The sequence below is a fragment of the Belnapia rosea genome (assembly GCF_900101615.1).
GTDB classification, from domain to species: domain Bacteria; phylum Pseudomonadota; class Alphaproteobacteria; order Acetobacterales; family Acetobacteraceae; genus Belnapia; species Belnapia rosea.
Map to the genome: position 1 here is coordinate 528,451 of NZ_FMZX01000001.1, position 13,087 is coordinate 541,537.

At 71.8% G+C, this 13,087-nt stretch carries 15 protein-coding genes; 4 read left to right on the plus strand and 11 right to left on the minus strand.

What is annotated here, in order from left to right; genetic code table 11:
- Window positions 1–53 precede the first annotated feature (53 nt).
- Together BLR02_RS02585 and BLR02_RS02590 are read right to left on the minus strand one after the other, a co-directional pair.
- Window positions 54–1,019 (minus strand): tripartite tricarboxylate transporter substrate-binding protein, encoded by a 966-nt coding sequence (locus BLR02_RS02585; RefSeq protein WP_090560820.1) that lies wholly within the window; start codon window positions 1,017–1,019, stop codon window positions 54–56.
- Window positions 1,019–1,981: a Bug family tripartite tricarboxylate transporter substrate binding protein gene (locus BLR02_RS02590; RefSeq protein ID WP_090560821.1), complete on the minus strand. Its 963-nt coding sequence runs from the start codon at window positions 1,979–1,981 to the stop codon at window positions 1,019–1,021. Before BLR02_RS02590 ends, BLR02_RS02585 begins: the two co-directional genes overlap by 1 nt.
- A gap of 133 nt (window positions 1,982–2,114) precedes the next feature.
- Between BLR02_RS02590 and BLR02_RS02595 the strand changes: the two genes are divergently transcribed.
- Window positions 2,115–3,386, plus strand: coding sequence for a serine hydrolase domain-containing protein (locus BLR02_RS02595; protein ID WP_090660160.1), 1,272 nt, complete (start codon window positions 2,115–2,117; stop codon window positions 3,384–3,386).
- Window positions 3,387–3,429: 43 nt separating this feature from the next.
- Here BLR02_RS02595 and BLR02_RS02600 read toward each other — a convergent pair whose 3' ends face one another.
- Genes BLR02_RS02600 through BLR02_RS29235 form a run of 3 tightly spaced genes read right to left on the minus strand, consistent with a single transcriptional unit; the run spans window position 3,430 to window position 5,443 of the window.
- Entirely contained in the window at window positions 3,430–4,515 is a 1,086-nt protein-coding gene (locus BLR02_RS02600; RefSeq protein ID WP_090660163.1) for a toxic anion resistance protein, read from the minus strand.
- On the minus strand, window positions 4,512–5,270 hold the full coding sequence (locus BLR02_RS02605) for a hypothetical protein (RefSeq protein ID WP_090660166.1): 759 nt from the start codon (window positions 5,268–5,270) through the stop codon (window positions 4,512–4,514). Before BLR02_RS02605 ends, BLR02_RS02600 begins: the two co-directional genes overlap by 4 nt.
- Window positions 5,270–5,443, minus strand: coding sequence for a hypothetical protein (locus BLR02_RS29235; protein ID WP_176849344.1), 174 nt, complete (start codon window positions 5,441–5,443; stop codon window positions 5,270–5,272). The genes BLR02_RS02605 and BLR02_RS29235 overlap by 1 nt, the downstream gene beginning before the upstream one ends.
- A gap of 78 nt (window positions 5,444–5,521) precedes the next feature.
- Between BLR02_RS29235 and BLR02_RS02610 the strand changes: the two genes are divergently transcribed.
- The gene (locus tag BLR02_RS02610) at window positions 5,522–6,451 is read left to right on the plus strand and encodes a 3-hydroxyacyl-CoA dehydrogenase (RefSeq protein ID WP_090660169.1); all 930 of its coding nucleotides are present in this window, start codon (window positions 5,522–5,524) and stop codon (window positions 6,449–6,451) included.
- A gap of 40 nt (window positions 6,452–6,491) precedes the next feature.
- Here the strand turns inward: BLR02_RS02610 and BLR02_RS30790 are convergent, their stop codons facing one another.
- Genes BLR02_RS30790 through queG form a run of 3 tightly spaced genes read right to left on the minus strand, consistent with a single transcriptional unit; the run spans window position 6,492 to window position 8,402 of the window.
- Window positions 6,492–6,614 carry a hypothetical protein gene (locus BLR02_RS30790; protein WP_256336744.1) on the minus strand — a complete coding sequence of 41 codons (123 nt, stop codon included), beginning with the start codon at window positions 6,612–6,614 and terminating at the stop codon, window positions 6,492–6,494.
- A gap of 46 nt (window positions 6,615–6,660) precedes the next feature.
- Window positions 6,661–7,371 (minus strand): 7-cyano-7-deazaguanine synthase QueC, encoded by a 711-nt coding sequence (gene queC / locus BLR02_RS02615; protein WP_090560826.1) that lies wholly within the window; start codon window positions 7,369–7,371, stop codon window positions 6,661–6,663.
- Window positions 7,371–8,402, minus strand: coding sequence for a tRNA epoxyqueuosine(34) reductase QueG (queG, locus tag BLR02_RS02620; protein WP_090560827.1), 1,032 nt, complete (start codon window positions 8,400–8,402; stop codon window positions 7,371–7,373). The genes queC and queG overlap by 1 nt, the downstream gene beginning before the upstream one ends.
- A gap of 137 nt (window positions 8,403–8,539) precedes the next feature.
- Here queG and BLR02_RS02625 point away from each other — a divergent pair, with 137 nt between their 5' ends.
- Window positions 8,540–9,196, plus strand: a complete 657-nt coding sequence (locus BLR02_RS02625; RefSeq protein WP_090660172.1) for a hypothetical protein — start codon at window positions 8,540–8,542, stop codon at window positions 9,194–9,196.
- On the opposite strand, the gene queF is transcribed toward BLR02_RS02625, so the two are convergent.
- The 3 genes from queF to queA are packed head-to-tail and all read right to left on the minus strand — an operon-like array spanning window position 9,193 to window position 11,838.
- Window positions 9,193–9,663, minus strand: a complete 471-nt coding sequence (queF, locus tag BLR02_RS02630) for a preQ(1) synthase (RefSeq protein ID WP_090560829.1) — start codon at window positions 9,661–9,663, stop codon at window positions 9,193–9,195. The genes BLR02_RS02625 and queF overlap by 4 nt on opposite strands.
- Complete coding sequence (tgt, locus tag BLR02_RS02635) at window positions 9,656–10,795, minus strand: tRNA guanosine(34) transglycosylase Tgt (protein ID WP_090560830.1); 1,140 nt, start codon at window positions 10,793–10,795, stop codon at window positions 9,656–9,658. The genes queF and tgt overlap by 8 nt, the downstream gene beginning before the upstream one ends.
- Window positions 10,792–11,838, minus strand: a complete 1,047-nt coding sequence (queA, locus tag BLR02_RS02640) for a tRNA preQ1(34) S-adenosylmethionine ribosyltransferase-isomerase QueA (protein ID WP_090661513.1) — start codon at window positions 11,836–11,838, stop codon at window positions 10,792–10,794. Before queA ends, tgt begins: the two co-directional genes overlap by 4 nt.
- A gap of 147 nt (window positions 11,839–11,985) precedes the next feature.
- Between queA and BLR02_RS02645 the strand changes: the two genes are divergently transcribed.
- Entirely contained in the window at window positions 11,986–13,086 is a 1,101-nt protein-coding gene (locus tag BLR02_RS02645; RefSeq protein ID WP_218127839.1) for a helix-turn-helix transcriptional regulator, read from the plus strand.
- The last annotated feature ends 1 nt before the right edge of the window (window position 13,087 follow it).

The window sequence follows — 13,087 nt, forward strand, 5'->3', positions numbered from 1 at the left end:
AGGCTGGCCAGGGGAATTTTCGGACCGGAAACGTCCCGCGCAGGCCGGCTGCCCTAATCCGCGCGGATGTCCCGCTCGCTCACCACCCGGCTCCAAGTGGTGATCTGCCGGTCGAGGAAGGCGCCGAATCCCTCAGGGGAGGAGGCCACGATATCGACGCCCTGGCCTTCCACCAGGCGCTCGCGCGTCGCTGGCTCGGCGAGCGCGGCGGCAAGGGCGGCATGGAATCGGGCGAGGATCGGCGCCGGTACCCCGGCCGGGCCAAGCATCCCCCAGAAGGCCTCGGCATCGAAGCCGGGGAAGCCGGATTCGGCAATAGTAGGCAGGTCGGGCAGGGAGGGCGAGCGCTTCGCCCCTGTCTGCGCCAGCGCCCGCAGCCTGGTCCCGACCTGCCCGCCGAGCCCGACGCGCGAGGCGATGGCGAGGTCGATCTCGCCGCCGACCGCCGCCGTCGCCAGCGGCCCGCCACCACGATAGGGCACATGGGTCAGCCGGAAGCCGCCACGCTGCTGCAGCACCTCCATCGACAGATGAGCGAGGCTGCCGGCACCGACCGTGCCATAGGTGGTGGCCTCTGGCCGCATTTTGGCCGCGGCCACCACCTCCGCCACTGTCCGCCAGGGACGGTTCGCCGGCGTCGTCAGCAGCATGGGGGCGCTGGCGATCAGCATCACCGGCGCGAAGTCACGCCGCGCGTCGAAGCCCGCGGAGGGATTCAGCGCATTCACCGTCACGTGGCTGTCGAAGACCAGCACCCAGCTCTGGCCGTCCGGCGCCGCCCGCGCCGCGATGCCGGTGCCGAGGGCGCCGGCCGCGCCGGAGCGGTTCTCCACCACCACCGGCACGCCGAGGGCGGATTGCAGCGATGGCACCAGGAGCCGGGCAATGGTGTCGACGCTGCCGCCGGGCGGGAAGGGGGCGATGATGCGGATCGGGCCATGGGGCCAGGCTTGCGCCCGGGCCAGGGCCGGGGCGAGGGCGGGCAGGGCGAGTCCCGCCAGGAGGCTGCGGCGGCGCATCAATCGGGCCGGATGCCGTTCTCGCGCACGACGCGGCCCCAGGTCTCAATCGACCGGTCGAGGAAGCCGGCGAATTCGGCCTCGCCCTTGGGGTCGACATCAACGCCGAGGGTGCCGGTAAGGCGCTCGCGCACCGCCGGCACGGCCAGGGCATCGCGCAGCGCCGCCTCCATGCGGGCGCGGATCGGCGCCGGCGTGGCGGCGGGGCCGAGCACGCCCCAGAAGGCCTCCGCCGTCACCTTCACGCCGAGTTCGGTGAGCGTCGGCGCCTGCGGCGCGACGCTGGAGCGCCTTGTCCCGGTGCTGGCGAGTGGGCGGATGGTCTTCGCCTCGAGTTGCGGGACGAAGATGGTGCCGGTTGCCGTCGGCAGGTCCACCTCGCCCGAGCTGGCGGCGACGCCGAGCGGCCCGCCGCCGCGATAGGGCACATGGACCAGGCTGATGCCGAGCTCCCGCTCCACCAGCTTCATCGTCAGATGCGCGAGGGAGCCGTTGCCGATGGTGCCGTAGGTGATCGTCTCCGGCTTCGCCTTGGCCGCCGCGACCAGCGCCCCGAAATCCTGCCAGGGGCGGGTGTGGAAGGCGTTGATCAGCATGGGCGTGGTGCCGATCAGCAGCACCGGCGCCAGGTCCTTCTGGGTGTCGAAGCCGAGATTGGCGATCAGCGCAGGGTTCACCGCATGGGTGTCGAAGACGAGGACCCAGCTGTTGCCGTCGGGGGCGGCGCGGGCGACGTCGCGCGTGCCGATGGCGCCCGAGGCGCCGGCGCGGTTCTCGACCACCACCGGCACGCCGAGCGAGGCCGAGAGCGGCTGCTGCAGCAGGCGGGAGATGGCATCGACACTGCCGCCGGGCGGGAAGGGGGCGACCAGGCGGATCGGGCCGTTCGGCCAGCTGGGTTGGGCGATGGCGGGCGCGGCCAGCAAGAGGCCGGTGCCGAGCGCGGCGCGGCGGGTGAGCATGGTTATGAACCTCCCTGGTCTCTACCCTTTCGTCACGAAGCCTGAGATGCCGTCAAGAGCGCGCATTGCCCGGCCGGCGCGGCCGACATAGCCTTCGCGTGTCCAAGCAAGAATCGGGTTGGGGGAAGATGCCATGATGCTGCGTCGCCATCTCTGGGCGCTTGCCCTGCTGCCGCTCGTCGCCTGTGCCGGGCAGAGGGAGGCGCCGGTCGCGGCGCAGCCCTCGCGCCAATCCGTGCTCGATGCCGCACTGCGCCAGCAGGTGGAGAGCGGCAAGGTCGCCGGCATCTCGGCCGTCGTCGTCCGGGCGGATGGCGAGGTGCTCTACCAGGGCGCCCAGGGCCCGCGCGTGCCGGGCGCGGCGGAGCCGATCGGGCCCGACAGCCTGTTCCGCCTCGCCTCCATGACCAAGCCCGTCACCAGCGTCGCGGTGATGACGCTGGTCGAGGATGGCCGCCTCCGCCTCGAGGACCCGCTGGCGAAGCACCTGCCGGAGTTCCGCGACCTCAGGATACGCGAGACGAATGGCCGGCTGGTGCCGGCGCGGCAGCCGACGATCCGCGACCTGCTGCGGCATATGGGCGGCTTCTCCTATAACTTCCTCAATGTCCCCGGCATCGTCGAGGCCTATGCGCGGGAGGGGGTGGATGATGGGCTTGCCGCGCCCGGCCGCAGCACGCGCGACAACATGCGCCGCCTGGCGCGTGCCCCGCTGCAGGCGCAGCCCGGCACGCTCTGGGCCTATTCGCTGGCGACGGATGTGCTCGGCGCGGTGGTGGAGCGGGTCAGCGGCAAGCCGCTCGACGCCTATATCCAGGAGCGGATCGCCGGGCCGCTGCGGCTGACCAGCTTCGCCTTCCATGTGCCGGAGAGCGAGCGGGCCCGCATGGTGACGGCGATGCATCCGGTCGATGGCGCGCTCCGGCCAATCCGCTCCGGCGAGCGCATCCCCTATCCGCTGTCGCGCGGCACCTGGGTCTCGGACCCGGAACGCGCCTTCAGCCGCACGGCCTATCCCTCGGGCGGCGCCGGCGCGACGGCGACCATCGGCGACTATGCGCGCTTCACCCGCATGCTGCTGAACGGCGGCGAGCTGGACGGCGTGCGGATCCTCAGGGCCGAGACCGTGGCGGCGATGACGCGCGGCCAGACCGGCGGCCTGCCCGTCAATTTGCGTGGCCCGGGCTATGACTTTGGCTACGGCTTCAGCGTGGTGACCGACCCGGCGGCAGCGAAGACGCGCCAGCCCGCCGGCACCTATGGCTGGGGTGGCATCTACGGCACCGGCTTCTTCATCGACCCGGTGAACCGGCTGGCGATCATCGTCATGACGCAGACCGCGACCAATGGGGGTCCCGCTGCCAACGAGGTGCGCGAGGCCTTCTACGGCACGATGGTGCAGTAAGCCTCGCTGGCCGGGCCCGCACCCCGCGGGCCCGGTGGGCCGCTCAGAGCGGCCGGGAGGGGGAGCCGGAGGCGCGGGCCGCGGTGAGCACCCGCCGGATCTCGCCCTCGGCCTTCTCCAGCTCCTTCGTCGCGCTGGCACGCTGCGACTGGGCCTCGTTGGCGATGCGCAGGCTGTCCTCGATGGTCGCGACCAGCGAGGCATTGGCCCGCTTCACCGCCTCGATGTCGAAGACGCCGCGCTCGATCTGCTGCCGGGCCTCCATGTTGCCCTGGCGCAGCCGCTCGGCATTGCCGGTCAGCAGCTCGTTGGTGAGGTCGGTCGCCTCCTTCAGCGTGCGCCCGGCCTCGCGCATGTTCTGGATGGCCAGCGCCTGGGCGAGCTGCTGGCGCCAGAGCGGCACGGTATTGGCGATGACGCTCTGGATCTTGGCGGCCAGCGCCTTGTCGTTCTCCTGGATCAGACGGATGGAGGGCAGCGCCTGCATCGCCACCTGGCGCGTCAGGCGCAGGTCGTGGACACGCCGCTCCAGCTCGTCGCGGGCCGAGCGGAGGTCACGCAGCTTCTGCGCGGCGGTCGAGTCGCCGCCCTCGACCTCCTTCGCCATGGCGGGTATCGCCTCCTGCTCGATGCGCCCGAGCACGGTCTCGCCGGCGGCGATATGGTCGCCGAGGGCATGGAACCATTCGAGCGTCGCGCCGTAGAGCCGCTCCAGCTTCTCCACATCCTCGAGCAGCCGGGTGCGATGGGTGTCGAGCTTGTCGCCCACCGCCTCCACCTGGCTCTTGATGCTCTCGTAGCGCTGCAGCACCCGCGCCGTCTCGGCCCTGGCGCGCCCGAAGAGGCGGGCCAGCCAGCCCGTCTTCTCGCCGAGGCCGCGCATGTCGAAGCCGCGCAGCGTGCCGATCAGCGTCGAGAGGGTAACGCCGGCCTCGCCCGCCTCGCGGTTGCGGGCGCCCTCCAGCATGGCATCCGCGGCGATGGTGGCGCGGTTCTGCGCCTCCTGCCCGAAGCGGAGGATGCTGGCCGGGTCGGCGATATCGAGATGGGCCGCGAGCCGCGCCACCTCCGCCTCGCGCGGCGGCAGCACCGGCTCCAGCGCGACTGTCTTCTCGGTCGTGTTGCTCATCGGAAGCCTTCCTCGCGCAAGCGGTCGGACAGCACCTTCACCTGGATCTCGAGCGCCGCGCTCTCTTCACGCGTCAGCCGCTCGCGCAGTTCCCCCGCCGTCCGGCTCAACTCATCGAGCAGCGAGGGCAGGCCGGGGGGCGGTGCTGCGCCAGCCTCGAGCCGGTCGGTGATGCGCTCCAGGCCGTCCAGATGTACGGCGAGAAAGCGGCGAGCCTGGGGCAGCCGGTCGGGATGGGCAGTGAGGTCGTCGAGCACCCCCTCCATCGCGGAGGCGACGCCCTGCAGCTTCGGGTCCGCCCGGCGCGCTGCCACCGCCTCGATACGGGCGAGGCGGGCGCGGCTCTCCTCGATCGGGCCGGGCGGGGCGGGGGCGGGCGGCGGCGGCTCAGGCGGTGGTGGCGGGGCGGTCTCCGGCAGGGCCTGGTACATCATCCGCGTGCCGAACAGGGCGCCAGCCCCCATGATCAGCGACATGGGCGTGCCGAGATCCCCGGCCAGGCCGGCGGCCAGCCCGGTGCCGGCCGCCATCAACCAGGAGGCGCGGTTGCCATCGCCGGTGCGGCCGCGGCGCAGCGCCCGTGCCGCCAGCAGGCTGAGCCCGAAGCCGAGGGCGGAGCCGGTCACCGCCCGCTCGTTCCCGTCGATGGCGAAGAGGAGCGCCGCCGGCAGCAGCGGGGAGGCGAATATGGGCAGCGCCAGCCCGCGCCAGCGGGTGCGGAGGCCGACCCAGGCGCCGAGAGCCTGTTGCAGCATCAGGAGAACAACCCGCCAATGCTGCGGAACAAGGCGATGATGGCGGTGAGCCAGGTGGTCACCGTCAGCAGCACGCCACCCCAGGCCCAGACCAGCGGGGTCGTCAGCGGGAGCGGCGACCGTGGGGCGGTTGCCAGCGGAGATGGGGCAGGGGTTGCGTTGCGTTCGGCCATGGCGGGTCGTTAGATCGCCCCCAGCCGCGCCCGGATCAAGCGCGCGGACGCAACGGAACGTCACGGAAGGAGATTTTCATGGATCAGGTCGCGGTGGTGGGGGCGGGGCTGATCGGGCGCGCCTGGGCCATGGTCTTCGCCCGGGCCGGGGTGCCGGTGCGGCTCTGGGACAAGGCGCCGGGCGTGGCCGAGGGGGCGCTCGGCCTCATCGCCGAGCGGCTGGCCGACCTGCATGCCGCCGGGCTGGTGACCGAGGCGCCGGCCGCGATCGCCGCCCGCATCAGCGCCGTGCCGACACTTGCCGAATGCGTCGCCGGCGCCACCCATGTGCAGGAGAACGGGCCGGAGCGGCTGGCGCCGAAGCAGGAGCTGTTCGCCGAGCTCGACCGGCTTTGTGGGCCGGAGGTGGTGCTGGCCTCCTCCACCAGCGGCATCCCGGCGAGCGAGTTCACCGGCAACCTCGCCGGGCGCGGCCGCTGCCTCGTCGCCCATCCCGTGAACCCGCCCTATCTCGTTCCGCTGGTCGAGCTGGTCGGGGCACCCTGGACCGACCCCGCGGTGGTTGCCCGGACGCGGGCGCTGATGGACCGCGTCGGCCAGGTGCCGGTGGTGGCGCTGAAGGAGACGCGGGGCTTCGTGCTCAACCGGCTGCAGGCGGCGCTGGTCGCGGAGGCCTTCCGCATGGTGCGGGACGGGGTGATGTCGGTCGAGGATGTGGATGCCTGTGTGAAGGACGGGCTCGGCCTGCGCTGGTCCTTCATGGGGCCATTCGAGACGATCGACCTCAACGCGCCCGGCGGGGTGGCCGACTATGCCGAGCGCTTCGGCCCGCTGATGGGCGGCATCACCGAGGAGCAGACGCCTTTCGACTACGATGCCGCGACGGTCGAGCGCGTTGCCGAGGTGCGCCGCGCTGCCCTGCCGCTCGATGCCATCGAGGACCGCAGCGGTTGGCGGGACCGGCGGCTGATGGCGCTGATCGCGCACAAGAAAGGCCAGGCGGGGTGAGCACGGCCGCCCGGGGGTGTAGCAACCAGGGGCTTGCGCCTCAGGCCCCGCTATTGGTGCCGCCGAGATTGCGTTCGTTGTAGCTGGGCGGGCCACTCGCCGGCTGCAGCGGGCCGCAGGCGGCGAGGGTCAGCAGGGTGGCGAGAGCGAGGAGGAGGCGCATCCCCGCCTCATCGCAATGCCCGATGCATGGTGCCTTGGCGGCCCGGTCAGTCCGCCGTGAGGCTGGCCCGCCAGCGCTCCCACCCGCCGCGGCGCAGGTCGCAGGCCGGGCAGGTGCCGCAGCCATAGCCCCAGTCATGCCGGCGGCTGCGGTCACCGAGGTAGCAGCTATGGGTATCCTCGCGGACGGCCTCGACCAGCGGCGCCCCGCCCAGCCGCTCGGCGAGCGCCCAGGTTGCCGCCTTGTCGCGCCACATCAGCGGCGTGTGCAGCACGAAGCGGCGCTCCATGCCGAGGTTGATCGCCACCTGCAGCGCTTTCAGCGTGTCGTCGCGGCAGTCGGGATAGCCGGAGTAATCCGTCTCGCACATGCCGGCGACCAGGTGCTTCAGCCCGCGCCGATAGGCCAGCGCCGCGGCGAAGGTGAGGAAGAGCAGGTTGCGCCCGGGGACGAAGGTGTTCGGCAGCCCATCGGCCTGCATGGCGATCTCGGTTTCACGCGTCAGCGCGGTGTCCGAGACGGAGCGCAGCGCGTCGAGCGCCAGCATGTGGTCCTCGCCGAGCTTCGGTGCCCAGCCGGCATTCTCGCGCATCAGGCGGGTTCGGAAGACGTCGCGCATCTCGAGCTCCACCCGGTGGCGCTGGCCGTAATCGAAGCCGACCGTCTCGACATGGGCGAAGCGCGCGAGCGCCCAGGCGAGGCAGGTGGCGCTGTCCTGCCCGCCGCTGAACAGCACCAGCGCCGCGTCGTCCCGCATCATGCCGCCTCCAACCGTTGTGCCGCCCAGCGTGCCGCCTCCGCCACCACCGGGTCCGGGTCCTCGGCCAGGGCCTGGGCCGTGGCGCGGAGGGCAGGATCGCCGGAATTGCCGATCGCCACCAGCACGTTGCGCACGAAGCGGTCCCGCCCGATGCGCTTCACCGGGCTCGCGGTGAACAGCGCGCGGAAGCCGGCATCGTCCAGCATCGCCAGCTCCGCCAGGCGCGGCGCGTCGAGCGAGGCGCGCGGAGCGAAGCCGGGTTCGCTATGGGCGCGGGCGAACTTGTTCCAGGGACAGACGGCGAGGCAGTCGTCGCAGCCATAGATGCGGTTGCCCATCGGCGCGCGATGCTCCTCCGGGATCGGGCCGCGATGCTCGATGGTCAGGTAGCTGATGCAGCGCCGCGCATCGAGCCGGCGCGGCTCGGGGAAGGCGCGGGTCGGGCAGATGTCGAGGCAGGCGCTGCAGCGGCCGCAACGATCCGCGCCGGGCGGATCGGCCGGGAGGGAGAGCGTCGTGTAGACCTCGCCGAGGAAGAGCCAGGACCCGTGTTGCCGGCTAACCAGGTTGGTGTGCTTGCCCTGCCAGCCGAGGCCTGCCTCCTGCGCCAGCGGCTTCTCCATTACCGGCGCGGTATCGACGAAGACCTTCACCAGCGCCTCCGGCCATGTCGCCACCATCCAACGGGCGAGGGCCTTCAGGCGGGATTTCAGTACGTCGTGGTAGTCGCGGTTGCGGGCGTAGATGCTGATGTTGCCGCGGTCGCGCCGGGAGAGATTGGCCAGCGGGTCCTCCGCCGGCGCATAGCTGAGGCCGAGCGAGACGATGCTGATCGCCTCGGGCCAGAGCGCGCGGGGATGGGCGCGTTGCTCCGCGCGGGCCTCCATCCAGCCCATGGTCCCGTGCATCCCCTCGGCGAGGAAGCGGTCGAGCCGGGCGCGCGCCTCCGCCGGCAGGGTGGCGGCGGCGAAGCCCACGGCATCGAAGCCGAGGCGTTGCGCCTCGGCGCGGATCAGGTCCTTGGTCACGGGCGGTCCTTAGCACCGATGGCACATGCTGGCAGGGGGCGCGGCGCCTGGGGCGCCGCAACAATATTCACGCGCAACTGACGGCCGTCACGCCAGAATATCGGGTTACATGGCACGGGAAGAAAGAGGTGCCAGCCATGGAATCCCCCCAGCGCAGCTTCGTCTTCTATCCGATGCATAATCAGGCGCCAGACATCCATAACCCGCAGGGTAATGACGCGACCGGGGCCTTCCAGCCCGGCGCCGCCATGTACGAGAAATACTACAAGAAGCTCGGCTGCGACGTGACGATGTACAAATTCGACAACCATCTGCCGGCCGACCAGCGGCGGGCGCAGATCCTGAACGCGCTCTGCATCGGCGCCGGTGGGGGCTGGTACGACGCCATCGTCTATTTCGGCCATGGCTACAAGGACGGCATGCCCTCGGCCGGCTTCGGGCTGAAGTCGATCGATCAGCTGACCAACGCGGTCTGGGCCTGCGGGCAGTACTCGGTGAAGGTGGTGCTCTATGCCTGCTCCTGCGCCGTGGATGGCGGCTATGCCTGGCGCATCTCGGAGGCGATGAAGCCCTGGGCACAGGAAGGTTATGGCGTCTACGGCCATCTCAGCGCCGGCCACGCCTTCATGAACCCACAGGTCCGGCAATATCCGAATGGCGGAGCAGTCACCGGCATCAAGACGGCGCCGGCCGGCAAGATCCCGGCCTGGTGCAAAGCGCTGGGCGACCCGAAGAGCACCCTCTGGATGCGCTTCCCCTTCATGACGGCGGAGGAGATCGAGGCGGAGCTCTAGCCCCGGCCGCGATATCCCGGCACGCCCTGATCCGGTACCCAGACACCTTCCGGTACCGGCCCGGTCGCGTAGAAGATGTCGATCGGGATGCCGCCGCGCGGATACCAGTAGCCGCCGATGCGCAGCCATTCCGGTGACAGCTCGTCGACCAGTCGCCGCGCGATGGCGACGGTGCAGGCCTCGTGGAAGGCGCCATGGTTGCGGAAGCTGCCGAGATAGAGCTTCAGCGACTTGCTCTCCACCAGCCACTCGCCGGGGATGTAGTCGATCACCAGATGGGCGAAGTCCGGCTGGCCGGTGAGCGGGCAGAGCGAGGTGAATTCCGGCGCGGCGAAGCGCACGCAGTAGCGCGTGCCGGGATGCGGGTTCGGCACCCGCTCCAGCCGCGCCTCCTCCGGGCTTGCCGGCAGGCCGGCGGGCCGGCCGAGCAGGGTCAGGCCGGTGGTATCGGTGGTCGCCTCAGCCATCCTTCTCCTCCGCGGGGGGTGGGGGCGTCGCCGCCCATCCCGCCTCCAGCGCCGCCGCGTGATCGGCCAGGCGCCCCTCGCATATGGCGTGCCGGATGCCCCGCATCAAATCCTGATAGTACTGGATGTTGTGCCAGGTCAGCAGCATCGGCCCGAGCATCTCCTCGGCCTTGATGAGGTGGTGGAGGTAGGCCCGGGAATGCCGCGCGCAGGCCGGGCAGCCGCAGGCCGGGTCGAGCGGCGAGGGGTCCTCCGCATGGCGGGCATTGCGGAGGTTGAGCATGCCGCCGCTGGTATAGGCCCGGCCGGTACGGCCCGATCGCGTCGGGATCACGCAGTCGAACATGTCGATCCCGCGCCGGACGGCGCCCAGGATATCGCCCGGCGTGCCGACGCCCATCAGGTAGCGTGGCGCCTCCTGCGGCATCAGCGGCGTGGTGCAGTCTAGGGTCGCGAACATCGCCGCCTGCCCCTCGCCCACCGCGAGGCCGCCGACCGCATAGCCCTCGAAGCCGATCGCGGTCAGCGCGGCGACGCTCTCCGCCCGCAGCACCGGATGCACCCCGCCCTGGACGATGCCGAAGAGCCCGTGCCCCTCACGCGGCCGGAAGGCGGCGCGGGAGCGGGCGGCCCAGCGCATGGAGAGGCGCATGGAACTCGCCGCCTCCTCCTCGGTCGCCGGGAAGGGCGTGCATTCGTCGAAGCACATCGTCACATCGGCGCCGAGCAGGTGCTGGATCTCGATGCTGCGCTCCGGCGTCAGCCGGTGCCGTGCGCCATCGACATGGCTGCGGAAGGTCACGCCTTCCTCATCCATGGTGCGGAGACCCGCCAGGCTCATCACCTGGAAGCCGCCGCTATCGGTGAGGATCGGCCCGTGCCAGTCCATGAAGCGGTGCAGGCCGCCGAGCCGCGCCAACCGCTCCGCTCCCGGCCGCAGCATGAGGTGGTAGGTATTGCCGAGCACCATGCGCGCGCCGGTCGCCCGCACCGCATCGGCGGTCATCGCCTTGACGGTGCCGGCGGTGCCGACCGGCATGAAGACCGGCGTCTCCACCATGCCATGGGCGGTGTGCAGCACGCCCGCGCGCGCCGCGCCGTCCCGCGCGACGGAGGTCCAGTGGAGGGTCATGCGGCGTCCTCGCGGCTGAGCAGGCTGCCATCGCCATAGCTGTAGAAGCGGTAGCCCTCGGCGATGGCATGGGCATAGGCCGCCCGCATCCGCGCCGTGCCGGCGAAGGCCGAGACGAGCATGAAGAGGGTGCTCCGCGGCAGGTGGAAATTGGTCAGCAGCAGGTCGGCGCCGCGGAAGCGGTGGCCCGGCAGCAGGAAGATGTCGGTGAGGCCGCGGAAGGGCGCGATTCGCCCATCCGCCTGCGCCGCCGTCTCCAGCAGCCGCAGCGCCGTGGTGCCGATGGCCACGACGCGCCCGCCCGCCGCCCGTGCCGCGTTGATGGCGGCGGCGGCCTGTTCGGTCACCTCGCCCCATTCCGGGTGGAGCTTGTGCTCGCGCGGGTCCTCGGCGCGCATCGGCAGGAAGGTGCCGGCGCCGACATGCAGCGTCACCACCGCCTGGCCGACCCCGCGCGCGGCAATCGCCGCCAGCAGGGCCGGGGTGAAATGCAGGCTCGCGGTCGGGGCGGCGACGGCGCCGGGGCGGGCGGCGAAGATGGTCTGGTAATCCTCACGGTCCTCCGGGCGCGGGCCCTCGGGCCGGGCGATATAAGGCGGCAGCGGCACCTCGCCCGCGGCCTCCAGCGCCATGGCAAGGGCAGCCTGATCGGGGCCGAAATCGAGCAGCACCATGCCGCCCTCCCGGCGCTCGACGACGCGCGGGGCGAGGGCAGGGGCGCCTTCGATCGCCACTGTATCGCCCGGCCGGAGCCGCCTGGCATTGCGCACCAGCGCCTCCCAGAGGCCGCCGCCCTCGGCGCGGTTCAACATGATCTCGACGGCGGCATCACCCCGCTGGCCGCGCAGCCGGGCCGGAATCACCCGCGTGTCGTTCACCACCATGATGTCGCCCGGGCGCAGCAGGCCGGGCAGGTCGCGCATGCCGCGATCTCCGGCACCGTCCCGCCCGACGACCAGCAGCCGCGCGGCATCGCGCGGCCGGGCCGGCGCCTGGGCGATCAGCCGCTCGGGCAGGTCGAAATCGAAATCCTCGGTGCGCATGGCGGGGGCGGTAGCCCGGCGGGGCGCGAAAGGCAACCGCGCCGCTTTCCGCGATTCGTGATCTACCGATTCGGAATGGTTGCAACTCTTGTGAAGAATCTTGCCGGCTGTTTCGGGCAGCCTGCCGGCCTTGGGCTGGGAGGCGACGTGATGCGGCGGGTCGGCTTCGACCAGGCTCTGCTCCGGGTGCATGCCGCGGTGCGGAATCCCACGCTGTGGCCCGAGGCGCTGACCGACCTCGCCGACCACCTGGGCGCCATTGGCGGCATGCTGACACGCCATGGCCATGAGCCGGGGACCGCCTTCGTGGTGACCGGCCGGCTCGACCCGGCGCTGGCCAGCCTCTATCTCCGAGACGGCTGTGCCCGCCGCACCCCATGGGCGCCACAGGCCGGCCCCATGCTCGACCACGCCTTGTGGCCTACCGCCGCGCCGCGGCACGGTGCGGTGCAGGACGAAGGGCTGGCGCCGCAGCGCATCGGGGACTTGGCCATGCTGAACTACGCCCCTTGGGGCGGCGGCAAGGGCGGCGGCGGTTTCGCGTTCCGCCTCGACCGCCGCGCCGCAGATGCGTCGGCAGGCTTGCTGCGCCGCCTTGCCCGGCTTGCGCCGCATCTGCGCCAGGCGCTCGACCTTGCGGGCACGCTGCAGGCCGCCCGTATCACCGGCTCAGCCTCAGCCGCGGTGCTCGATACCGCGCCTCGTGCTGTGCTCCTGCTCGATACAGCCGGGCGGCTGCGCCATGCCAACCCTGCCGGCGAGGCGCTGCTGCGGGAGGCGGACGGCCTGCGGCTGGTCCCGGCGCCGGCCGGGCCTGGACGGCTCGGCACGGCATTGGCCTCCGAGGGCTGCCAGTTGCGACGGCTGATCGCAACCGCGGTGGCGGCAGGGCTCGGCGGTCGCATGCGGATCAGCCGTGCCCGTGGCAATCCGGCCTGGCCGGTGCTGGTGACGCCGCTGCCAGGCGCCGAGGAACATCTCTTCGGTGACGCGCATGCGAGCGTTGCCGTCCTGGTCGGCGGCGCCGCGACGCCGCCGGCACCGGACGTGCTGCAGGCCGCCTTCGGCCTGACCATCGCCGAAGCGCGGGTGCTGCGCCGCATCGCCGGCGGCGCTGGCGTGCCGGATACCGCCGCCGCCTTGTCGCTCTCGCCCGAAACGGTACGCAGCCAACTGGCTCGCTGCTTCGACGCGACCGGCTGCCGGAGCCAGGCGGCGCTCGCCGCCCTGGTTGCGGGGCTTCCTTGAG

Coding starts and splice junctions, on each gene's coding strand:
- BLR02_RS02625 (WP_090660172.1), top strand. CDS start 8,540: ATGGAATCCCCCCAGCGCAGCTTCGTCTTCTATCCGATGCATAATCAG.
- BLR02_RS02585 (WP_090560820.1), bottom strand. CDS start 1,019: ATGCGCCGCCGCAGCCTCCTGGCGGGACTCGCCCTGCCCGCCCTCGCC.
- BLR02_RS02600 (WP_090660163.1), bottom strand. CDS start 4,515: ATGAGCAACACGACCGAGAAGACAGTCGCGCTGGAGCCGGTGCTGCCG.
- BLR02_RS02610 (WP_090660169.1), top strand. CDS start 5,522: ATGGATCAGGTCGCGGTGGTGGGGGCGGGGCTGATCGGGCGCGCCTGG.
- queC (WP_090560826.1), bottom strand. CDS start 7,371: ATGCGGGACGACGCGGCGCTGGTGCTGTTCAGCGGCGGGCAGGACAGC.
- tgt (WP_090560830.1), bottom strand. CDS start 10,795: ATGACCCTCCACTGGACCTCCGTCGCGCGGGACGGCGCGGCGCGCGCG.
- queA (WP_090661513.1), bottom strand. CDS start 11,838: ATGCGCACCGAGGATTTCGATTTCGACCTGCCCGAGCGGCTGATCGCC.
- BLR02_RS29235 (WP_176849344.1), bottom strand. CDS start 5,443: ATGGCCGAACGCAACGCAACCCCTGCCCCATCTCCGCTGGCAACCGCC.
- queF (WP_090560829.1), bottom strand. CDS start 9,663: ATGGCTGAGGCGACCACCGATACCACCGGCCTGACCCTGCTCGGCCGG.
- BLR02_RS02595 (WP_090660160.1), top strand. CDS start 2,115: ATGATGCTGCGTCGCCATCTCTGGGCGCTTGCCCTGCTGCCGCTCGTC.
- BLR02_RS02605 (WP_090660166.1), bottom strand. CDS start 5,270: ATGCTGCAACAGGCTCTCGGCGCCTGGGTCGGCCTCCGCACCCGCTGG.
- BLR02_RS30790 (WP_256336744.1), bottom strand. CDS start 6,614: ATGCGCCTCCTCCTCGCTCTCGCCACCCTGCTGACCCTCGCCGCCTGC.
- BLR02_RS02590 (WP_090560821.1), bottom strand. CDS start 1,981: ATGCTCACCCGCCGCGCCGCGCTCGGCACCGGCCTCTTGCTGGCCGCG.